At 66.6% G+C, this 20358-nt stretch carries 18 protein-coding genes; 12 read left to right on the forward strand and 6 right to left on the reverse strand.

Annotated elements, in window-relative coordinates; translation table 11 throughout:
• Positions 1-2 precede the first annotated feature (2 nt).
• Both V6F88_RS24455 and V6F88_RS24460 read left to right on the forward strand, forming a co-directional pair.
• Positions 3-476 carry an aromatic-ring-hydroxylating dioxygenase subunit beta gene (locus tag V6F88_RS24455; protein ID WP_332613038.1) on the forward strand — a complete coding sequence of 158 codons (474 nt, stop codon included), beginning with the start codon at positions 3-5 and terminating at the stop codon, positions 474-476.
• Between the two features lie 24 nt (positions 477-500).
• On the forward strand, positions 501-812 hold the full coding sequence (locus tag V6F88_RS24460) for a non-heme iron oxygenase ferredoxin subunit (RefSeq protein ID WP_046803552.1): 312 nt from the start codon (positions 501-503) through the stop codon (positions 810-812).
• An 8-nt stretch (positions 813-820) separates the two neighbouring features.
• Here V6F88_RS24460 and V6F88_RS24465 read toward each other — a convergent pair whose 3' ends face one another.
• Genes V6F88_RS24465 through V6F88_RS24480 form a run of 4 tightly spaced genes read right to left on the reverse strand, consistent with a single transcriptional unit; the run spans position 821 to position 6290 of the window.
• The gene (locus tag V6F88_RS24465) at positions 821-1663 is read right to left on the reverse strand and encodes a tRNA threonylcarbamoyladenosine dehydratase (protein ID WP_332612812.1); all 843 of its coding nucleotides are present in this window, start codon (positions 1661-1663) and stop codon (positions 821-823) included.
• A gap of 10 nt (positions 1664-1673) precedes the next feature.
• Complete coding sequence (locus V6F88_RS24470) at positions 1674-3137, reverse strand: efflux transporter outer membrane subunit (RefSeq protein WP_332612813.1); 1464 nt, start codon at positions 3135-3137, stop codon at positions 1674-1676.
• Positions 3138-3142: 5 nt separating this feature from the next.
• Positions 3143-5101 carry a MacB family efflux pump subunit gene (locus tag V6F88_RS24475; RefSeq protein ID WP_332612814.1) on the reverse strand — a complete coding sequence of 653 codons (1959 nt, stop codon included), beginning with the start codon at positions 5099-5101 and terminating at the stop codon, positions 3143-3145.
• 1 nt (position 5102) lies between these two features.
• Positions 5103-6290 (reverse strand): efflux RND transporter periplasmic adaptor subunit, encoded by a 1188-nt coding sequence (locus V6F88_RS24480; RefSeq protein WP_332612816.1) that lies wholly within the window; start codon positions 6288-6290, stop codon positions 5103-5105.
• A 414-nt stretch (positions 6291-6704) separates the two neighbouring features.
• On the opposite strand from V6F88_RS24480, the gene V6F88_RS24485 reads away from it, so the two are divergent.
• The 6 genes from V6F88_RS24485 (at position 6705) to purU (ending at position 11949) form a co-directional block, all read left to right on the forward strand.
• Positions 6705-7913 (forward strand): MFS transporter, encoded by a 1209-nt coding sequence (locus V6F88_RS24485; protein ID WP_332612818.1) that lies wholly within the window; start codon positions 6705-6707, stop codon positions 7911-7913.
• A gap of 3 nt (positions 7914-7916) precedes the next feature.
• The gene (locus tag V6F88_RS24490) at positions 7917-8579 is read left to right on the forward strand and encodes a gamma-glutamylcyclotransferase (RefSeq protein WP_332612820.1); all 663 of its coding nucleotides are present in this window, start codon (positions 7917-7919) and stop codon (positions 8577-8579) included.
• A 170-nt stretch (positions 8580-8749) separates the two neighbouring features.
• Positions 8750-9379, forward strand: a complete 630-nt coding sequence (gene pdxH, locus V6F88_RS24495) for a pyridoxamine 5'-phosphate oxidase (protein WP_332612823.1) — start codon at positions 8750-8752, stop codon at positions 9377-9379.
• 39 nt (positions 9380-9418) lie between these two features.
• A complete protein-coding gene (locus V6F88_RS24500) occupies positions 9419-9943 on the forward strand; it encodes a flavin reductase family protein (protein WP_332612825.1) in 525 nt (174 codons plus the stop codon).
• A complete protein-coding gene (locus V6F88_RS24505) occupies positions 9940-11049 on the forward strand; it encodes an NAD(P)/FAD-dependent oxidoreductase (RefSeq protein WP_332612827.1) in 1110 nt (369 codons plus the stop codon). The genes V6F88_RS24500 and V6F88_RS24505 overlap by 4 nt, the downstream gene beginning before the upstream one ends.
• Positions 11050-11094: 45 nt before the next feature.
• A complete protein-coding gene (purU, locus tag V6F88_RS24510) occupies positions 11095-11949 on the forward strand; it encodes a formyltetrahydrofolate deformylase (protein WP_046807880.1) in 855 nt (284 codons plus the stop codon).
• Positions 11950-11985: 36 nt separating this feature from the next.
• On the opposite strand, the gene V6F88_RS24515 is transcribed toward purU, so the two are convergent.
• Entirely contained in the window at positions 11986-12930 is a 945-nt protein-coding gene (locus V6F88_RS24515; RefSeq protein ID WP_332612829.1) for a LysR family transcriptional regulator, read from the reverse strand.
• A gap of 114 nt (positions 12931-13044) precedes the next feature.
• Between V6F88_RS24515 and V6F88_RS24520 the strand changes: the two genes are divergently transcribed.
• From V6F88_RS24520 to V6F88_RS24535, 4 genes are all read left to right on the forward strand, one after another.
• The gene (locus V6F88_RS24520) at positions 13045-14793 is read left to right on the forward strand and encodes an acyl-CoA dehydrogenase family protein (RefSeq protein ID WP_332612831.1); all 1749 of its coding nucleotides are present in this window, start codon (positions 13045-13047) and stop codon (positions 14791-14793) included.
• A gap of 51 nt (positions 14794-14844) precedes the next feature.
• Positions 14845-15828: a Bug family tripartite tricarboxylate transporter substrate binding protein gene (locus tag V6F88_RS24525; protein WP_332612833.1), complete on the forward strand. Its 984-nt coding sequence runs from the start codon at positions 14845-14847 to the stop codon at positions 15826-15828.
• Between the two features lie 11 nt (positions 15829-15839).
• Entirely contained in the window at positions 15840-16976 is a 1137-nt protein-coding gene (locus V6F88_RS24530) for a CaiB/BaiF CoA transferase family protein (protein ID WP_332612834.1), read from the forward strand.
• A 97-nt stretch (positions 16977-17073) separates the two neighbouring features.
• Entirely contained in the window at positions 17074-18480 is a 1407-nt protein-coding gene (locus tag V6F88_RS24535; RefSeq protein ID WP_332612835.1) for an APC family permease, read from the forward strand.
• Positions 18481-18585: 105 nt separating this feature from the next.
• Here the strand turns inward: V6F88_RS24535 and ggt are convergent, their stop codons facing one another.
• Positions 18586-20352: a gamma-glutamyltransferase gene (ggt, locus tag V6F88_RS24540; protein ID WP_332612836.1), complete on the reverse strand. Its 1767-nt coding sequence runs from the start codon at positions 20350-20352 to the stop codon at positions 18586-18588.
• Between the last annotated feature and the right edge of the window lie 6 nt (positions 20353-20358).

A 20358-nucleotide genomic window follows, 5' to 3' on the forward strand; every position in this document is an offset into this window, starting at 1 on the left:
GCATGCTGGACTTTCCGCTTTATTACCGGCTGACCTGCCTGTACACCGACTACGCCGCCGCGCTGGACGCAGAGCACTGGGACAAGTGGCCGGACTTTTTCCTGGAAGACTGCGTCTACAAGGTGCTGCCCCGTGAAAACCACGAGCGCGGTTACCCGCTGGCCACCATGGCGTTCGAAAGCCGGGGCATGCTGAAAGACCGCATTTACGGCGCCACCGAAACGATCTTTCACGACCCGTACTACCAGCGCCATGTCGTGGGCGCGCCGCGCGTGCTGTCCATACAGGGCGACCGCATCGAATCCGAAGCCAACTACGCCGTCTTTCGCACCAAGCCCAACCAGCTGACCACGGTATTCAACGTGGGCCGCTACCTGGACGTGGTGCGCGACACGCCGGACGGCCTCAAGTTTGAATCGCGCCTGTGCATCTTCGACAGCGAGCTGGTGCCCAATTCGCTGATCTACCCCATCTGACCGGACAGGACCACCGCCATGACCATGACTACCCAATGGATCCAGGCCATCGCCCATGCCGATGTGCCGGAAGACGACGTGATTGCCGTGCAGGCCGGCGACCGCGAAATTGCGCTGTACGGCGTGGACGGCCAGGTCTACGCCACCGACAACCTCTGTACGCACGGCAATGCCCGTCTGTGCGACGGTTTTCTAACCGGCCATGAAATTGAATGCCCGCTGCACCAGGGGCGTTTCGACGTGCGCGACGGCCGGGCGTTGTGTTCGCCCTTGCGCGAGAACGTGGCCACTTATCCGGTCAGGATCGAGGACGGAATGGTGTTCGTGGCGCTGTAACGCCGCGTTCAGATCGCCATGCGCAACGCTTCGTTGGCCGCCGCCATTCCCATGGCCGCCGTCACCGTGACCACCGAACCATAGCCCGCGCAAGACAAGCCTTGCGGGGCCACCGCCTGACCGGCTGCGCCGACATCGTCCTCGCCTTCAGTGGGGCGCGTCCAGGCGTCGGGCAAAATGGCCGGCTGGTCGAACCACAGCGCATGCACGCCCATCTTCGGCACGCGCTTGAGCGCCTTGCCGTTCTGGTCGGACGCGCGCGGAAACCCGTGTTCGCGGCGCAGCTTGTTGCGCAGCTTGGACAGCAAGGCGTCGTTCACCGCCGCCGACAAATCCCCTGCCCGCAACGCCAGCGGATCGGTCTTGCCGCCCGCGCCGCCGCACAGCAGCATCGGCACGCCCAGCGCACGCGCGTGCAGGATCATCGCGATCTTGGCGGCGGCCTGGTCGGTGCAATCGATGATGACGGTATAGGGGCCGGGCAGCACCTCGGCCACGTTCTCGGGCGACACGAAGTCATCCACCCGCGTCAGCCGGCATTCGGGGTTGATCTCCAGCACCCGCTCGGCCATTGCGTCCACCTTGGACTTGCCCAGCGTGGACGTCAGCGCGTGCAATTGCCGGTTGACGTTGGATTCCGCGATATGGTCCAGGTCGATCAACGTCAAGGCGCCCACGCCGCAACGCGCCAGCGCCTCGACCGTCCACGATCCTACGCCGCCCAAGCCGGCCACGGCCACGTGCGCGCGCTGCAAGTGCGCGGGCGCTTGCGGGCCGTACAAACGGGAAAGGCCGCCGAAACGGCGGTCCAGGTCGGCGGCGGGGGCTGGGGTGGGGTCGGGAAAGTCCATGGCGGCTATTTTAGGGCAAGGGCCGGGCCAAAGCCGGAGCCGGAGCCGGAGCCGGAGCCGGAGCCGGAGCCTGAGTCTGAGCCTGAGTCTGATCGTCCCCGCCCAGCGCCCGGTACACCGTCACCTGGTTCACCAGGCGGTTCAAGCCGTTCTCATCGCGCGCGATCTCGGCGGTGCGGCGCTTTTCCTGCGCGTCCAGCCAGTCCTTGAGCGACACCGCCCCTGCCCGGTACCGCACTTCATACAGGCGTTCGGCATCGCGCGCCGCGCGCAGCGACACCGCCAGCTGCTCGGCCTGCAAGCTCAACTGCGTCCGGTTCGACAAGGCGTTTTCCACGTCAGCCATGGCCTGATACAGCGTCTGCCGGAAATTGACAACGCGCTCTTCGTAGTCGGCCTTGGATATCTTGATGTTCAGCTGCATCTGATTCCATTGCAGGAACGGCAGCGTCAGGCCCACGCCCAAGGCGGCGACGGGGTTTTGCAGCACGTTCGACAACGTGGGGCTGGCGCTGCCCACCGCGCCCGTCAGCGTCACGGGCGGATAGAAGCTGGCGCGGGTGGCGTCCACGGTGGCCAGCGCCTCGCGCAGGCGCAGTTCGGCGGCGCGCAGGTCGGGGCGACGGCCCAGCAAATCGGCGGGCACGCCGGCGCGGGCCTCGGGCAACGGGTACGGCGGCAGGCGCGGCGGGTTGGCCATGCTGCGGTCGGGCGGGCCGTCGAACAGGATGGCCAGCGCGTTGGTGTATTCCACGCGCTGCTGCACTAGCAGCGTGTGCGCCGCCTGCTGGCTGGCCACGGTCTGTTCGGCTTCGGCCAGTTCCAGCGCCGACGCGCCGCCCGCTGCGTACTGCGCGCGCACCAGGTCCTGCGTGCGGCGTGCGTAGGCGATGCTTTCCTCGCTGCTGGCGATGCGCTGGTTGATGAACGCCGTCTGCCAATACAGCGTGGCGGTGGTGCCCACCAGCGACAAGGCGGCGGACTGGCGGTCATGCTCGGTGGCCAGCGCTTCCCACTGGGCGGCATCGCGCTGGCGCGACAGCTTGCCCCACAGGTCCGCTTCGTAGCTGACCGTCAGCTGGGCCTGGTTGTTGCGCGTGATGAGGCGGTCGCCATACAGGTTGCGGTTGCGCGTCACGCTGGCGTCGCCGCCCAGTTGCGGCATCAGCTGGTCTTCGGTCAAGCCGGCCTGGTATTGCGCCCGGCGCACGCGGATCGCGGCGGCCGCCAGATCGTTGTTGCGCGCCAGTACGGCGTCGATCAAGCCGTTCAGCACCGGGTCGTTGAAGTTGCGCCACCACTGGCCGCCCTGGGCCAGGGGCGCGTGCAGGTTTTCCAAGCCGCCATGGGTCCAGGCGGCGGGCGTCTGGGTCATGGGGGGCTCGTAGTCACTGCGCAGCAGGCTGCCGCATCCGCCCAGGGCAACAAGCAGCGCCAGCGCGACGGGTTTGCAAATCGGGGAAACCGCTTTCATCGTCCTCATTCCCGGGCCAAGGCCTCGACGGGATCCAGGCGCGCCGCGTTGCGCGCCGGCAAATAGCCAAAAAGCACACCGATCAGCGTCGAGCACGTAAATGCCGCCACCATCGATGCCGTGGAATAAATCATCTGGAACGAGCCGCCCGTGGCCTTGGACACCAGCACGCCCAAGGCCAGCGACAGCATGATGCCCACCGCACCGCCGATCAGGCAGACCAGCACGGCTTCAATCAGAAACTGCTGCATGATGTCGCTGCGCCGCGCGCCCACCGCCATGCGCACGCCGATCTCGCGCGTGCGTTCGGTGACGGACACCAGCATGATGTTCATGACCCCGATCCCGCCGACCATCAGCGAAATCAACGCAATCAGTGACACCAGCAGCGTCATCGTGGCCGTGGTGCGCTCGATGGTCTTGCGGATGGCGTCCGTGTTGAACACGAAGAAATCCTTCACGACGTGGCGGCGCATCAGCAGCCGTTCGATGGATTTCTCGGCGGCGGCCGGCGGCGTGGCGTCGCTGACGCGCACCGTGATGCTTTTCAGATGCTGTTGCCCCAGCACACGCGACAAGGCCGTGGTGTAGGGAATCCAGACGTTCAGCGATTCGTTGTTGCCGAACACCGAATCTTTCTTGGCGGTCACGCCGATCACGCGCGCGGGCATGGACCCCAGGAACACTACCTGCCCGATGGGCTCGGTGTGCGAGCCGAACAGCGCGCGCCGCGTGCCCTCGTCGATCACCACTTCCTGCGCGCGGCGCACCACGCTGGTCTCGTCGAAGAACTTGCCTTGCGCCAGCTTGATGGCGCGCACGCGGAAGTACTGTTCGCCCACGCCCTGGATCGACCCGTTCACCGACACGTTGCGATAGCGCAGCGTGTTGCTGGTGGCGACCTCGGGCGTGACGCTGTCCACATAGGGCTCGCGCGCCAGGGCGTCGGCGTCCGCCGCGACCAGCGTGCGGATGTTGACGGCCTTTTCGTCGCCAAAGTCCTTGCCGGGAAAGACTTCCACCGTGTTCGTGCCGATGGCGCTGATGTCTTCCAGGATCTTGCGGCGCGACCCTTCGCCCAGCGCCACCACCGACACCACGGCGGCAATGCCGATGATGATGCCCAGCATGGTCAACGAGGTGCGCAGGCGGTGCGCATTCATGGACAACAGCGCCATGCGCAAGGCTTCGCCGCAGCGGTCCAGGTACGCCTGCCACGCGGGGCGCTTGGGCAGTTCGGGGGGTGCATCGCGCGCGGCGTCCCGGTGCGGGGCGTCGGGGTTGCGCTTGTCCGCCACGATTTCGCCGTCGCTGATCTCGATGATGCGCTGCGCGTGGCGCGCCACGTTCATGTCGTGCGTGACGATGATGATGGTGTGCCCGGCCGCATTCAGCTCTTCCAGAATGCGCATCACTTCCTGGCCGGTGTGCGTGTCCAGCGCGCCGGTGGGCTCGTCGGCCAGGATGATGTCGCCGCCATTCATCAGCGCGCGCGCAATGCTCACGCGCTGCTGCTGGCCGCCGGACAATTGTCCGGGCCGGTGCTCGGACCGGTCAGCCAGGCCCAGCCGCGCCAGCAGTTGTTCGGCGCGGTCCATGCGGGCTTCGCGGCGCTTGCCGGCATACACGGCGGGCATTTCGACGTTGCCCTGCGCGGTCAGGTCCGACAGCAGGTGATAGCGCTGGAAGATGAAGCCGAAATGTTCGCGGCGTAGTTCGGCAAGCTCGTCCGGACCCAGCTCGCCGGTGCCGCGGCCGCCCACGCGGTAGTCGCCCCGGGTGGGGCGGTCCAGGCAGCCCAGGATGTTCATCAGCGTGGATTTGCCGGAGCCGGATGCGCCCACGATGGCAACCATCTCGCCGGCCTCGATGGTCAGGTTGACGTCTTTCAGGACGGCGATGGTCTGGTCGCCGGCGGGAAATTCACGCCGTACGCCGGACAACGCAATCAGCGGACCGCTCATGTCAGGCCCCCGGCGCGGCAGCGGCGGCCGGGGCGGAATCCGCCGACACGACCCGCTCGCCTACCTCCAGCCCTTCCAGCACCTGCGCCTGCACGTTGTTGTTCATGCCGATCTTGACGTGGCGCACCTCGGTCTTGTTGTCCTTCAAAACAACACGCACGGCATAACGGCCGTCTTCGCCGCGCTTGCCCAGCGCCGAGGCCGGCACCACGACGGCGTCGCGCGCCTCGCCCAGCACGATGAAGACCTGCGTGGTCATCGAGATGCGCAGTTTTTCGTCGGGGTTGGGCACATCGAACAGGCCGTTGTAGTAGACGGCGGCGGTGGACGAGCTGCCGCTTGACGCGGTCAGCGAGGTGGTGGCGTCGTCTTTCTGGATGGAATCGGGCGCGGGTTCCACGGCGCGCAAGGTCGCGTGATAGCGCTGGTCGGGCTCGCCAAGAATCGTGAAGTACACGGGCAGGCCGGGCTTGACGCGGGTGACGTCGGCTTCGGAGATCTGCGCCTTGATCGTCATGGTGTCCACCTGGGCCACCTTGATGATGGTGGGCGCGCTTTGGATCGAGTTGACCGTCTGCCCTTCCTTGGTCACCACGGCCACCACCATGCCGTCGATGGGCGAGACGATGCGGGTGTAGCCCAGGTTGACCTTGGCCGTGTCCACCTGGATCTCGGCCTGCGCGATCTGCGCATCCAGCGACGCGATCTCGGCGCGGGTCACGCCCAGCGTGGCCTCGGCCGATTCATAGGCTTCGCGCGAACTGGCGTCGGCGGCCAGCATCTGGCGCTGACGCTTGAACGCCAGTTCGGCCTGCTTCAGCATCGCGACCTTGGCTGCCCGTTCGGCGCGCCGGGTCTGGAGGGCGGCTTCGGCGTTGCGCAAATCGTTCTGCTGGGTCAGGTCGTCGATTTCGGCAACCAGCTGCCCTTTCTTGACGCGGTCGCCCAGTTGCACTTTCAGGGATTTGAGCTGGCCGGTGGCCTGCGCGCCGACGCTGACGCGCTCGATGGCGTCCAGCGTGCCGCTGGCCAGTACGCTGTCTTCCAGGTTGGCGCGGGTGACCTCGGCCGCGGCGAAGGTGGGCGGCGGCGGGGCCGAGAAGAACATGGCGCGCACCGCCAGCCCCCCCAACACGACGACGACGGCGATCAACGCATAACGCTTGAACTTACTGCGGGACTTTTTCATTGCACCTGAGAATGAGTGACCGGCGGGGCGGCCATAACGTAACGCCACGCCATCGCAGCGCCACGCCATCGCGCCACGCCGGGCCGCCATCCTAAACGGGGCAAGGGTGTGTTGCGATGACCGATTGCGGCGAAACGGTGAAAAACAGTAAAGCGGGTTCCAGTCTGAACACCGGAATGAACGATTGTTCCGTTGCGTGAACGATACAACGGCGACGGCGCAGAAACGAAACCGCCGCGCCACGCCCGCCCGGATCGTGCGGCCAACGTGCCGCATCTTGATGCGTAAGGCCGCGACTTGGCCGCTAGATGGCCGCTATCTTGTTCGCGCCGCCTGAAACATTTTGCCGCGCCGCAAAATAACCGCGCCTCGACATAGACCGACGATCCGCACAGAATGATTGCAGTTAACGCCGTGTCTACCTCCAACAGATCCCCCTCCTTGCCCTCTGGTTCCCCGGAATTTTCCGGGGCGGTCCTGCTGTGTCTGTTGGCGATGATGAACCACGTGGCGCTGACGGGCGGCCGGATCACCGTGTCGCTGACCGCGCTGCAAATGGGCCTGTCCACCTTCAAGGTCGGCACGCTGGTGGCGGTGTTTGCCGTGCTGCCGATGCTGTTTTCGGTGCGTGCGGGCCGCTGGGTGGATCGCGTGGGCATCGTGCGCCCACTGGTCATCGGCACGTCTTTGGTCGCCACCGGCACCGCTTTGCCGTTTATCTTCCAGACCCAGACGGCGCTGCTGGTGGCGTCCTGCTGTATCGGCATCGGTTTCATGCTGCACCAGGTTGCCACGCAAGACCTGCTGGGCCACGCCGAGCCGGCGCAGCGGCTGCGCAATTTTTCCTTCATGTCGCTGGCCCTGGCCGGTTCCGGGTTTTCTGGGCCGCTGATTGCGGGTCTGGCAATCGACAACCTGGGCACGCGGACCGCGTTCGGCCTGTTGGCCCTGGGCCCGATCCTGTCCGGCATCGGGCTGTATGCCTTGCGCCACCAGTTAAAGGCGGTGGATTCGCAGTTGTCCGGCGCCAAGGAAGCGCAGCGCCGCCGCGTGACGGAACTGCTGGCGGTGCCGGCGTTGCGCCGCATCCTGATGGTCAACACAATTTTGTCGGGCGCCTGGGATACGCATCTTTTCGTGGTGCCGATCTTCGGCGTGGCGATCGGGCTGTCCGCCACCACCATCGGCGTCATTCTGGCGTCCTTCGCGGCGGCAACGTTCGTCATCCGGTTGGTATTGCCGCTGATCATGCGCCGGGTGCGTTCGTGGACGCTGGTGCGCGTGGCGATGGCCACGGCCGCCATCGACTTCATGCTTTACCCGCTGTTCACCGATGTTACCGTGCTGATCGTGCTGTCGTTCATTCTTGGGCTGGCGCTGGGCTGCTGCCAACCGAGTATGCTGTCGCTCTTGCACCAGCATTGCCCGCCCGGCCGCGCGGCCGAAGCCGTGGGCCTGCGCATGGCGCTGATCAACGGTTCTCAGGTGTCCCTGCCGTTGACCTTCGGCGCGCTGGGTGCGGTAATTGGCGTTGCCCCCTTGTTCTGGGCCTATTCGCTGGCCCTGATGGCGGGCGGGTGGGCCAACCGAAATCCCCCGCTCGAGTCTGACCGGAAGCCTTAAGTCGTGAACACGCAGTCCCCTCCCTCCGCCCCCGGCGTCGCCGGCGCCAGCTTGCCATTTCGCCTGTGGACGCCCGAAGAAAGACAGGCCTCGCTGGACGACGCGCTGCGCCATTGGCAGGCGGGAGACGACGTCTGGGTATATGGATATGGGTCACTGATCTGGCGCCCGGACTTTGACTTCATGGAGCGCCGGCTGGCGACCTTGCGCGGCCACCACCGGGCGCTGTGCCTGTGGTCGCGGGTCAACCGGGGCACGCCGGAATGCCCCGGCCTGGTGTTCGGGCTGGACCGGGGCGGCTCCTGCCGCGGCGTCGTCTACCGCCTGGCGGGCGACCAGGTGCCCACGTATTTCCCTGCCCTATGGGAACGCGAGATGTCCACGGGCGCCTACCTGCCCCGCTGGATCAACTGCACCACCGACGCCGGCACCGTCCGCGCGCTGGTGTTCATCATGAACCGTGACAACCCCGCATACATCCGCGCGCTGCCCCAGGACGAGCTGCTGGCCATCGTGCGCCGGGCGGCCGGCCGCTACGGCCCCTGCACGGAATACGTGGTGCAGACGGCCCAGGCGCTGCGAGCGGCGGGCATCCACGATGCCCGGCTGGACGCCATCGCGCGGCTGCTGGAAGAAGACGGACACAGGCTGCCTGAAGGGGCCTGAAGGCGCCTGAAAGCTCCTGAAGGCACCTGAAGGGCGGCCTGACAGGTGGCCCGAAGCGTGGCCGGGGCGCGCCCGGGCAGGAAACATCCCGAGGTCTGCGCGGGGTCAAAGGGCGGGTGGTAGTGCGGGCGGTATAAACTCCCTGTTATCCACCCTGAATCCCCATCCTCATGTCCGTCTCCGATCTGCGTCAAAGCTACGAAAAGAACGTCCTGTTGGAAAACCAGGCCGCCGCCTCGCCGTTCGAGCAATTTTCCCGCTGGTTCGACGAAGCCCTGGCCGCCAAGGTGCCCGAGCCCAACGCGATGACGTTGGCCACGGTTGACGCAACCGGCCAGCCCAGCGCCCGCATCGTCCTCATCAAGGGTTTTGACGAGCGCGGCTTCACGTTCTTCACCAACTACGAGTCCCGCAAGGGGCAAGACCTGTTGGCCGAGCCGCGCGCCAGCCTGCTGTTTTTCTGGCAGCCGCTGGAACGCCAGGTCCGGATTGAAGGCGTGGTGGAAAAAGTGGCCCCCGAAGAGTCGGACGCCTACTATCACAGCCGCCCCGCCGGATCGCGCATCGGCGCGTGGGCGTCCCCCCAGAGCCAGCCCATTACCCGCGAAGCGCTGGAAGCCCGTGAAAAGGACTTCCGCGAACGCTTTGGCGATCAGCCCCCGCGCCCGCCGCACTGGGGCGGTTACCGCTTGAAGCCCACCGCCATCGAATTCTGGCAAGGCAGGCCGTCGCGCCTGCACGACCGCCTGCGCTATGTCGCCGACGGCCCGGCCTGGAAGATCGAACGCCTGTCGCCCTGATGTCGGGCGCGTTTGTGCGCCCGCCCAATTACCGATTGCATGCCCGCCTCCTCCCCTGATTTTGACGCCGCTTTTTTCCGCACCGCGCTGGGCCGCTACGCCACGGGCGTAACGGTCGTGACGGCCGCCGGGCTTGATGGCGCCCCCATCGGCCTGACGGTCAGCTCGTTCAATTCGGTATCGCTGAACCCGCCGCTGATCCTGTGGAGCCTGTCGCGCACGTCGTCCTCGCTGGCGGCGTTCGAACAGTGCGAACGCTACGTGGTCAACGTGCTTAGCGCCGAGCAGATCGCGCTGGCGCGCCGTTTCGCCACGGGCAAGACGCCCGACCGCTACGCCGGCCTGACGGTGCATTACGCGCCGGGCGGCACGCCGATGCTGGACGGCCATTGCGCCGCCTGGTTCGAATGCCGCAACCGCAGCCGCTACGAAGAAGGCGATCACATCATCATGGTGGGCGAAGTGGAACGCTGCGGCCACAGCAACGAACCCCCGCTGGTCTTTCACGCCGGCGGCTTTGACCTGACGCCCGCGGGCAGCCGGTCCGAAAGGAAGACGCCATGAGCGTGGACGTAGATTGCGTCGTCATCGGCGCGGGCGTGGTAGGGCTGGCCGTGGCCCGCTCGCTGGCGCAGGCCGGCCGCGAAGTGCTGGTGGCCGAAGCCACCGAAGCCATCGGCACGGGCACCAGCTCGCGCAATTCCGAAGTGATCCACGCCGGCATCTATTACCCGGCGGGCAGCCTGAAGGCGCGCCTGTGCGTGCGTGGCAAACACCTGCTGTACGCGTACTGCGCCGAACGCGGCGTGCCGCACAAGCGCCTGGGCAAGCTGATCGTAGCCACCAACCGCGAACAGGCCGCCCAACTTGAAGGCATTGCGCAGCGCGCGCGCGCCAACGGCGTGGACGACTTGCAATTCATTTCCGGCGAAGAAGCCATGCGCCTGGAGCCCGCGCTGCAATGCACGGCCGCGCTGGTGTCGCCATCCACCGGCATCGTCGACAGCCATGCCCTGATGCTGTCATTCCAGGGCGACGCCGAAAACGCCGGTGCGCAGTGTGTTTTCCATACGCCCCTAGTGTCCGGCCGCGTGCGCCCCGAGGGCGGCTTCGAGCTGCAATTCGGCGGCGACGAAGCCATGACGCTGACCTGTAACGTGCTGATCAATTCGGCCGGGCTGCAAGCGCCCGCGCTGGCCCGCCGCCTTGACGGCGTGCCGCCCGCCACCATCCCGACCGATTACCTGTGCAAGGGCAGCTACTTCACGCTGGCCGGCCGCGCGCCCTTCACGCGCCTGATCTACCCCGTGCCGCAACATGCCGGCCTGGGCGTGCACCTGACGCTGGACATGGGCGGCCAGGCCAAGTTCGGCCCCGATACCGAATGGATCGGCACCGAAGACTACACGCTGGACCCGGCCCGCGCCGAAGTGTTCTACGACGCGGTGCGCAGCTACTGGCCGGCGCTGCCGGACAATGCGCTGGCGCCCGGCTACACCGGCATCCGGCCCAAGATCTCGGGCCCGCACGAACCCGCCGCCGACTTCGTCATTGCCGGCCCCGCCGTGCATGGCGTGCCCGGCCTGGTGAACCTGTTCGGCATTGAATCCCCCGGGCTGACCTCCAGCCTGGCCGTGGCGGAAGAAACCCTGGCGCGCCTGACCGCCTGATTCCGCCCATCCCCCCTTATCCTTACCTCGGCCTATTCCCGCACCATGCAGCACAACGACTACATCCTGACCCTGTCCTGCCCTGACCGCACCGGCATCGTCTACCGCGTCAGCGGCCTGTTGTTCGAATTGGGTTGCAACATCCTGGATTCGCAGCAATTCGGCGACGAGGAAACGGGCCAGTTCTTCCTGCGCGTGCACTTTGACCTGCCCGTGGCCGTGAACCCCGACGACCTGCGCGGCCGGCTGGATACGCTGTCGGCGGACTACGGCATGGACCTGAAACTGCATGACGCGCGCCGCAAGCAGCGCCTGTTGATCATGGTCAGCAAGCAGGGCCACTGCCTGAACGACCTGCTGTTTCGCGTGCATAGCGGGCATTTGCACGCCGAAGTGGCCGCCATCGTGTCGAACCACAACGACTACGCCAGCCTGGCGGCGTCCTACGGCATCCCGTTCCATTACCTGCCCGTTACCGCCGACACGAAGGCCGAGCAGGAAAAGCAGGTCTTGCAGATTGCCGACCAGTCCAACACCGATCTGGTGGTGCTGGCCCGCTACATGCAGATCCTGTCGGCGGACATGTGCCGCGCGCTGAACGGCCGCGCCATCAACATCCACCACAGCTTCCTGCCCAGCTTCAAGGGCGCGCGCCCGTATCACCAGGCGCATGCTCGCGGGGTGAAGATCATCGGCGCCACCGCCCACTACGTGACGTCGGACCTGGACGAAGGCCCGATCATCGACCAGGACATCGAACGCGTGGACCACACCATGACGGCGGCCGACCTGACCCAGGTGGGCAGCGATATCGAATCGCTGGTGCTGTCGCGCGCGGTGCGCAGCCATGTCGAACACCGCATCCTGCTGAACCGCAACAAGACCGTCGTGTTCCGCTAAGCCTGGCCAGGCCCGGACAGGCGGGCTGATCCAGCGCTACAGCTGCTCGTTAGCCGCGGCGCCGTCCGGGGCAAGCGCTGCCAGCTGGCCCGAAGGCGGCGGAAATTGCCGCGTCACCAGCGCCATGGCCCGACGCTGCAAAGGCGACTGCGCGCCGGCTTGCCAGATCACCTGGCTGACCGAGCGCGCCTCGTGATCGAACGCAATGAAACGCGTGCCGGCCAGCCCGCTGCGCGACAGGCAGGACGGCACGATGGACACGCCCAGCCCCTGCGACACCAGCGACGCCACGCTAAGCCAATGCCGCACCTCGTGGCGCACCACGGGCATGAAGCCCGCCGCCACGCACATCGACAACACGGTTTCGAAATAGCTGGGTGACGCCGCGCGGGCGAAGAAGACAAAGTCGTCGCCCGCCAGATCGGCCAGCCGCAAGGACGCGCGCGTGGCCAGCGGATGGGAATCCGGCAGACACACGACGAAGGGCTCCGCGATCAGGTCGCGCGCCAGCACTTCATCGGGCACCGGGTTGGCATGAATGAACCCCAGGTCCTGCTCGCCGCGCCGCACGGCTTCAATCTGCTCGTGCGAATTCAGCTCCGTCAGCACGTGCTCCACATCGGGCAGTTCGGCGCGCATGGCGTTCAGCAGCACCGGCAGGCCGCGATACAGCATCGACCCCACGAAGCCGATGCGCAGCCGCCCGCGCAGCCCCGCGTCTACCCGGCGCACCAGCGTACGCACTTCCTCGGCCTGCCGCAGCAGTGTCAGCGCCTCGCGGTACAGCACGTGGCCGGCGTCGGTCAGTTCCACATGGCGGCTGGTGCGGGCAAGCAGGCGCGCGCCCACGTTGTCTTCCAGCTGGCGGATGGCGTAGCTGAGCGGCGGCTGCGAGATATGCAGGCGGGTGGCGGCGCGGCTGAAATGGCGTTCTTCGGCCACCGCGATGAAGTAGCGCAACAGGCGCGGATCCAGATCCATGGTCTCCCCCTATCTATATTTTTTATGGATTGTTCTACACCAAAACGGTATTTGCATAGATTAATCCACCCGCGCAACATCGGCCATCTTCCCGATTTTTCGCAGGATGCCGCCATGGACGCCACTGCCCGCCCCCGTATTTCCGCCTCTGCTTTTGCTTCTGCTTCCGCCTCCGGTCTGGCTGCCACTTCCGCCTCCACTCCGGTCCCGGATTCGCGCGGCCTGAACCTGTTCACCGCCGACCCCTACGCCGCCGCCCTCAGCCAGCGCTACCTGCCCGCACCGCTGCACGCCCATCTGCTGCCCCACCTGGAACGCCTGGGCGGCCTGGCGGGTGGCGTCATGGATGAGCTGGCCGCCACGGCGGACAAGCATCCGCCCACGCTGTCGGTGCGCAGCCGGGCCGGCGCGGACGAATCGCGGGTGGACAAGCACCCCGCCTATGTGGAACTGGAACGGCTGGCCTATAGCGAATTCGGCCTGGCCGCGCTGTCGCATCGCGGCGGCGTGCTGGGCTGGCCCGAGCCCATGCCGGCCGCCGCCAAGTACGCGCTGAGCCATTTGTTCGTGCAGGCGGAATTCGGCCTGTGCTGCCCGGTCAGCATGACCGATTCGCTGGCTCGCACGCTGCGCAAGTTCGGCGACCCGGCGCTGGTCGAACGCGTGCTGCCGCAGGTCACCACGCAGGATTTCGACGCGCTGCGCCAAGGCGCCATGTTCATGACGGAACAAGGCGCGGGCTCGGACGTCAGCGCCACCGAAGTCACCGCCGACCTGCAAGCGGACGGCACCTGGCGCATCCATGGCGACAAATGGTTTTGCTCGAATCCCGACGCGGGTTTCGCGATGGTGCTGGCGCGCAGCGAAACCGCGCCCGGCCTGAAGGGCGTCTCGCTGTTCCTGTTGCCGCGCGACCTGGCCGACGGCAGCCACAACCACTACCGCATCCTGCGCCTGAAAGACAAGCTGGGCACGCGCTCCATGGCCAGCGGTGAAATCCGCCTGGAAGGCGCCGTGGCCTGGCTGGTGGGCGAGCGCGGCCGGGGCTTCAAGCACATGGCCGACATGATCAATAACTCGCGCTTGTCCAACGGCATGCGCGCGGCCGGGCTGATGCGCCGCGCGGTGACCGAAGCGATCTTCGTATCGCAGCAGCGCCGCGCCTTCGGCAAGCGGCTGGTCGACATGCCGCTGATGCAACGCCAGCTGGTCAAGATGACGGTATGGGCCGAGCAGGCGCGCAGCGTCATGTTCCAGACGGCGCGCGCGCTGGCCGACGCCGACCAGGGCACGGCCGACCCGGCGCTGGCACGCATCCTGACCCCACTGATCAAGTTCCGCGCCTGCCGCGATGCGCGCAAGGTGACGGGCGACGCGATGGAAGTGCGCGGCGGCTGCGGCTATATCGAAGAATGGACCGAGCCGCGCCTGGTGCGCGATGCGCACCTGGGTTCCATCTGGGAAGGCACCAGCAACATCGTCGCGCTGGATGTGCTGCGCGCCATCAAGAAAGAAAATTCACTGCCCGCGCTGCGCGGCCACATCGACCAACTGCTGGCCGATGGCGCGCCCTGCCCGCCCGCGCTGGCCGCGTTGCAGGCCGATGCGCTGGCCAAGACCTTTGCGCTGGCCGAGCACGCCGCCATGGGGGACCACGCCGAACTGGCCCGCCAGGCGGCGTCCCTGCTTTATCACGCCGTGTCCATGGCCGCGCTGCGCTGGGAAGCCACGGGCGCCGGCATGGAAAGCCGCGCGCAACTGGCCGACCAGGTGCTGCTGCACCGCCTGGCGCCGCGCGACCCCTACGCCATTCCCCCTAACGAAAGCGCCGCCTGCCAAGCCATCTTGCAATACGCGCTGTAACCCGCGACGCCGGCGGCACAGCCGGCGCGCCCCCTCACAGGAGACACCACCATGAAACGCCTATTTGCCCCCTTGCTGCTGGCCGTGGCCACCGCCGTGGCGCCCGCCGCGCCCGCGCTGGCGGCCGACGCCTACCCCAGCGCCAAACCCATCACGTTGATCGTGCCGTTCCCGCCGGGCGGGCCCACCGACGCCATGGCGCGCCGCCTGGCCGAAAAGCTGCGTGAACCGCTCAAGCAGAACGTCATCGTCGAAAACCGCAGCGGCGCGGGCGGCAACATCGGCTCTGAATACGTGGCGTCGGCCAAGCCGGACGGCTACACGATTCTGTTCGGCACGTCCGGCCCGCTGGCCATCAACGTCAGCCTTTACAAGCGGCAGGGCTACAACCCCGAGACCAGCTTCGCCCCGATCATCCGCCTGGGCCACCTGCCCAACATCCTGGTTGTGAACCCGTCGGTGCCGGTCAACAACGCGCAGGAACTTATCGCCTACGCCAAGCAGAATCCGGACAAGCTCAGCTACGCCTCGTCGGGCAACGGCGCGTCGTCGCACCTGGCCGGCATTCTGTTCAACCAGATGGCGGGCACCAAGATCATGCACATCCCGTACAAGGGCACGGGGCCGGCGCTGAACGATTTGCTGGGCGGGCAGGTGTCGATGTCGTTCACCGACATCCTGACCGCGCTGCCCTACATCAAGGCCGGCAAGCTGCGCGCCATCGGCCTGGCCAGTGCGCAGCGCTCTGACGCGTTGCCCGACCTGCCCACCTTGTCCGAGCAAGGGCTGACGGGCTACGACGTCAGCGTCTTCTTCGGCATCGTCGCGCCCAAGGGCACGCCGGCCGACGTGGTCGATACCTTGAACCGCGCGTTCAAGACCGCGCTGTCCGACCCGACCGTGGAACAGACGCTGCGTTCGCAAGGCATCGTTGCCGCGCAGGACCAGACGCCGCAAGGGCTGGCCACCTTCATCACCACCGAAGTCCCCAAGTGGCGCGAGCTGATCAAGAGCGCCAACGTTTCCATCGACTGAAGCAGACATCCATGGCCCCTACCCTACCGAACGCCGGCGCGCTTGCCGGCTGCAAAGTCATTGACCTGTCGCGCGTGCTGGGCGGCCCGTATTGCACGCAGATCCTGGCCGACCACGGCGCCGACGTGTTGAAGATCGAGCCACCGGGCGGCGACGAAACGCGCGGCTGGGGGCCGCCTTTCCTGGGCGACACGGCCTCGTACTTCATCGGCGTGAACCGCAACAAGGAAGGCATGACGCTGGACCTGTCGCAACCGGCCGGCCAGGAACTGCTGCGCCATCTGCTGGCGGACGCGGACGTGCTGGTCGAGAACTTCAAGCCCGGCACCCTGGAAAAATGGGGCTTGGGATTTGACACGCTGAGCCAGGCGTTTCCCAAGCTGGTGCATTGCCGTGTCAGCGGCTTCGGCGCCGATGGCCCCTTGGGCGGCCTGCCCGGCTACGACGCCTGCGCGCAAGCCATGTGCGGCCTGATGAGCGTGAACGGCGAAGCCGACGGCGACGCCACGCGCGTGGGCTTGCCGGTGGTGGACATGGTGACCGGTCTGAACGCCGCCGTCGCCATCCTGCTGGCGCTGAACGAACGCCATCGCAGCGGGCTGGGCCAGTTCCTGGACATCACTTTGTACGACTGCGCGCTGTCGCTGCTGCATCCGCACGCCGCCAATTTCTTCTACAGCGGCAAGGTGCCCAAGCGCAGCGGCAATGCGCATCCGAACATCGCGCCGTACGAAACCCTGCCCACCGCCAGTGGCCCGATCTTCCTGGCCGTGGGCAACAACCGCCAATTCGCGTTGATGGCGCAGGTGCTGGAGGCGCCGGAACTGGCCGCCGACCCGCGCTTTGCAACCAACGCCGACCGCCTGCAAAACCGCCAGGCCTTGCGTGACGCGCTGTCGGCCTTGCTGGCGCGGCAACACGCCGCGCCCTTGGCCGACCGCTTGCTGCGCGCCGGCGTGCCCGCCGCGGCGGTGCAGACGGTGGACGAGGCGCTGGCGCATCCGCACACACGCCATCGCGGCATGCTGGTGGAACAGGGCGACTACAAAGGGGTGGGTTCGCCCATCAAGCTGTCGCGCACGCCCGCCACCTTGCGCAAGCTGCCGCCCGCGCTGCAAGAGGCGCCATCAACGAATACCAACAACTAAGACATTTCGTTGCACCGCTGTAGCATCGGCTGCTACGTCCTCCCCTTAGACTTTTCGGGTCGCCTCCCGCGAGTGAAAGAAAGAGGAGAAAAAGAAGATGGCTACAACCGATGTAAAAGCCCCATCGCAATCGGAAAACGCGCCGCTCAAGCGCGTGATGGGCCCCAAGCTGCTGTTGCTGTTCATTGTTGGCGACATCCTGGGCACAGGCGTTTATGCATTGACCGGCCAGGTCGCCGCCGAAGTTGGCGGCGCCGCCTGGCTGCCCTTCCTGGTGGCGTTTGCCATCGCGCTGTTGACCGCGCTGTCCTACCTGGAACTGGTCACGAAATACCCCAAGGCGGCCGGCGCCGCGCTGTACGTGCACAAGGCGTTCGGCGTGCACTTTCTGACCTTCATCGTCTGCTTCACCGTCATGTGTTCGGGGCTGACATCCGCGGCCACGGCGTCCCAGGCTTTCGCCGCGAACCTGTTCGCCGCGTTCGGCATCAAGGCCGAGAAGACGTGGATTACGTTCGGCGCGCTGGGCTTCATGCTGGTGGTGATGCTGGTGAACCTGCGCGGCGCGGCCGAAAGCGTGAAGGCTAACGTGGTGCTGACGCTGATCGAGCTGACGGGCCTGCTGATGGTGATCCTGCTGGGCTTTTATGCCATCGCGGGTGGGCAGGCGGATTTCTCGCGCGTGATTGCGTTCGACACGCCCGAAGATAAAAGCGTGTTCCTGGCCGTGACGTCGGCCACCGCGCTGGCGTTCTTCGCCATGGTCGGCTTCGAGGATTCGGTCAACATGGCCGAGGAAACGCACGAGCCCAGCCGCATCTTTCCCAAGGTGATGTTGACGGGGCTGGGCATTACGGCCGTGATCTACGTGCTGGTGTCGATCTGCGCGGTGGCGCTGGTGCCGGTGGGCGAACTGGCCAAGAGCTCGACCCCGCTGGTGCTGGTGGTCAAGCGCGCCGCGCCGGGCCTGCCGGTGGAGTACATCATGCCGATCATCTCGATGTTCGCCGTGGCGAATTCGGCGCTGATCAACATGATGATGGCCAGCCGCCTGCTATACGGCATGTCGCGTCAGGGCGTGTTGCCGGCCTTTCTGGCGCACGTGCATCGCAAGAACCAGACGCCGTGGACGGCCATTCTGTTCACGACCGTGCTGGCCTTCGGCCTGATCATCCTGGTCTCGCTGGCCGACTCCGAAGCCATCCGCGCGTTGGGCGGCACCACGGCGCTGTTGTTGCTGGGCGTGTTCGCCTTCGTCAACGTGGCGGTGCTGGTCCTGCGCCGCGATAAGGTCAAGCATCAGCACTTCACCATCAACCGCATCGTGCCGTGGCTGGGCGCGGCGGCCTGCCTGTTCATGGTCACGCCGCTGACCGGCCGCGACGTCATCCAATATCAGGTGGCGGGCTGGTTGCTGTTGCTGGGCGTGGTGATGTGGGGCGTGACGTACATGGCGCACCGCAAGGAAGCGCGCATGGAGATCGACCCGGCGTCGCTGGATTAATGCGGCATCGTTGGAGTGGATGCGGCATCGCGGGATCGCCCCCGCATTGTTGGACTGACGAGGCGGGTGCGCATCGCGCGCCCGCCGTTGTCCGGCCTTTCGGGGTCAACCTCCTTTCGCCAAGCCTTCGCGGCGCGGGTCCACGCCGCCTTGCAAGCCGTTGGCATCGATCACGATGCCGTGGATGCCGCTGGGAAATTCAGTGATGCGCACCGGGTGGCCCATCGCTTCCAGCGCGGGCGCCAACGCTTCCAGCGCAGTGCCCTTTTCCAGTTCGGTTTCCTTGTTGCGGCTGCCCATGTTGGGCAGCGCGATGGCGGCCTGCATGTCCAGGCCCCAATCCAGCACGCCCACGATGGTCTTGGCCACGTAGTTGATGATGGCGCTGCCGCCGGGCGATCCCACCAGCATCACGGGTTTGCCGTCACGCAGCACGATCATCGGCGCCATCGAACTGCGCGGGCGTTTGCCCGCTTCGACGCGGTTGGCCACAAGCCGGCCTTCGGGGTCTTTGAACGACGAAGAAAAATCCGTCATTTCGTTGTTCAGCAAAAAGCCGCGCACGAAGATCTTGCTGCCGAATTCGCTTTCGATGGTCGTCGTCATGGACAGCGCGTTGCCCTTGGCGTCCACCGCCACCAGATGGCTGGTGGACGGCACTTCCAGCGCGTTGTCGCGGCCCAGGGTCAGCAGCTTGCCTTCGGGGTCGCCGGGCAGGGCCACCTTCATGCTGCGGTCGGGCTGAATCAACGCCCCGCGCGCGCGCAGATAGGCCGGATCCAGCAGCGCGCGCACCGGCACGTTGACGAAGTCCGGGTCGGCCACGTAGAAGTCGCGGTCGGCAAAGGCCAGCCGGCCCGCCTCGGAAAAATAATGCACGGCCTGCGTGGAGCCGGGCGCGTAGGTGGCAACCGGATACTGTTCCAACTCGCCCAGCATCTGCAACACCGCGATGCCGCCGCTGCTGGGCGGCGCCATGCCGCACAGCTGGTAGCCGCGATACGGGCCGCACACCGGGTCGCGCGTCTTGGCGCGGTAGTTGGCCAGGTCCGCCAGGGTCAGGTCGCCCGGCTTGGCGTGGCCACGCACGGCAGCCACGATGTCGCGCGCAATGTCGCCTTGATAGAAAGCGTCGGCGCCTTGCTGGGCCACGGCGCGCAAGGTGCGAGCAAATTCAGGATTCTTCAGCACATGGCCTACCGGCCAAGGCGTACCATCGGGCGCATAGAAATACGCGGCGGCGGCGGCCTGCGTGGGCAGCGCCTTGTTGCCGGCCAGCAGCGTGTGCAGACGGGGCGACACGGCAAAGCCCTGTTCGGCCAGGTCGGTGGCGGGCTGGAACAGGTCGGCCCAGGGCAGCACGCCCGCTTCTTTGTGGGCCAGCTCCAGGCCGCGCAACAAGCCCGGTACGCCCACCGACATGCCGTTGTTGACGGCCTGCGCAAACGGCAGCGGCTTGCCGTCGGCGTCCAGGAAACGGTCGGGGCGCGCGGCGGCGGGCGCGGTTTCGCGGCTATCGACGGTCTGGATGCGCCCGGACTTGGCTGAATACCACACGATGAACGCGCCGCCGCCGATGCCGGACGATTGCGGTTCGACCAGGTTAAGCACGAGCTGCGTCGCGATGGCCGCGTCGATCACCGAGCCGCCCTTGCGTAGCATGGCGTCGCCCGCCTCGGTGGCCAGCGGGTTGGCCGACACCATCATGTAATGCGAGGCGCGCACCAGTTTGCGCGCTTGGGCACCGCTGGCGGCTTCGGGGTTGATGTCTTCGGTGGCCGGCGTGCGGGCCCAGGCGGCCGGAACGGGGGCCACGCTGGCGGCCAGGGTGGCGGCAAACAAGATGGCGGCGGCGTGGCGGCAAGCGCGCATGATGAG

This window comes from Achromobacter sp. ESBL13 (genome assembly GCF_036668755.1).
Lineage (GTDB): Bacteria > Pseudomonadota > Gammaproteobacteria > Burkholderiales > Burkholderiaceae_B > Achromobacter.

Bases quoted from the DNA above. Each gene is read 5' to 3' on its own strand.
- V6F88_RS24455 (WP_332613038.1), top strand. From the start codon at position 3: ATGCTGGACTTTCCGCTTTATTACCGGCTGACCTGCCTGTACACCGAC.
- V6F88_RS24460 (WP_046803552.1), top strand. From the start codon at position 501: ATGACTACCCAATGGATCCAGGCCATCGCCCATGCCGATGTGCCGGAA.
- V6F88_RS24465 (WP_332612812.1), bottom strand. From the start codon at position 1,663: ATGGACTTTCCCGACCCCACCCCAGCCCCCGCCGCCGACCTGGACCGC.
- V6F88_RS24470 (WP_332612813.1), bottom strand. From the start codon at position 3,137: ATGAAAGCGGTTTCCCCGATTTGCAAACCCGTCGCGCTGGCGCTGCTT.
- V6F88_RS24475 (WP_332612814.1), bottom strand. From the start codon at position 5,101: ATGAGCGGTCCGCTGATTGCGTTGTCCGGCGTACGGCGTGAATTTCCC.
- V6F88_RS24480 (WP_332612816.1), bottom strand. From the start codon at position 6,290: ATGAAAAAGTCCCGCAGTAAGTTCAAGCGTTATGCGTTGATCGCCGTC.
- pdxH (WP_332612823.1), top strand. From the start codon at position 8,750: ATGTCCGTCTCCGATCTGCGTCAAAGCTACGAAAAGAACGTCCTGTTG.
- V6F88_RS24500 (WP_332612825.1), top strand. From the start codon at position 9,419: ATGCCCGCCTCCTCCCCTGATTTTGACGCCGCTTTTTTCCGCACCGCG.
- V6F88_RS24505 (WP_332612827.1), top strand. From the start codon at position 9,940: ATGAGCGTGGACGTAGATTGCGTCGTCATCGGCGCGGGCGTGGTAGGG.
- purU (WP_046807880.1), top strand. From the start codon at position 11,095: ATGCAGCACAACGACTACATCCTGACCCTGTCCTGCCCTGACCGCACC.
- V6F88_RS24515 (WP_332612829.1), bottom strand. From the start codon at position 12,930: ATGGATCTGGATCCGCGCCTGTTGCGCTACTTCATCGCGGTGGCCGAA.
- V6F88_RS24520 (WP_332612831.1), top strand. From the start codon at position 13,045: ATGGACGCCACTGCCCGCCCCCGTATTTCCGCCTCTGCTTTTGCTTCT.
- V6F88_RS24525 (WP_332612833.1), top strand. From the start codon at position 14,845: ATGAAACGCCTATTTGCCCCCTTGCTGCTGGCCGTGGCCACCGCCGTG.
- V6F88_RS24530 (WP_332612834.1), top strand. From the start codon at position 15,840: ATGGCCCCTACCCTACCGAACGCCGGCGCGCTTGCCGGCTGCAAAGTC.
- V6F88_RS24535 (WP_332612835.1), top strand. From the start codon at position 17,074: ATGGCTACAACCGATGTAAAAGCCCCATCGCAATCGGAAAACGCGCCG.
- ggt (WP_332612836.1), bottom strand. From the start codon at position 20,352: ATGCGCGCTTGCCGCCACGCCGCCGCCATCTTGTTTGCCGCCACCCTG.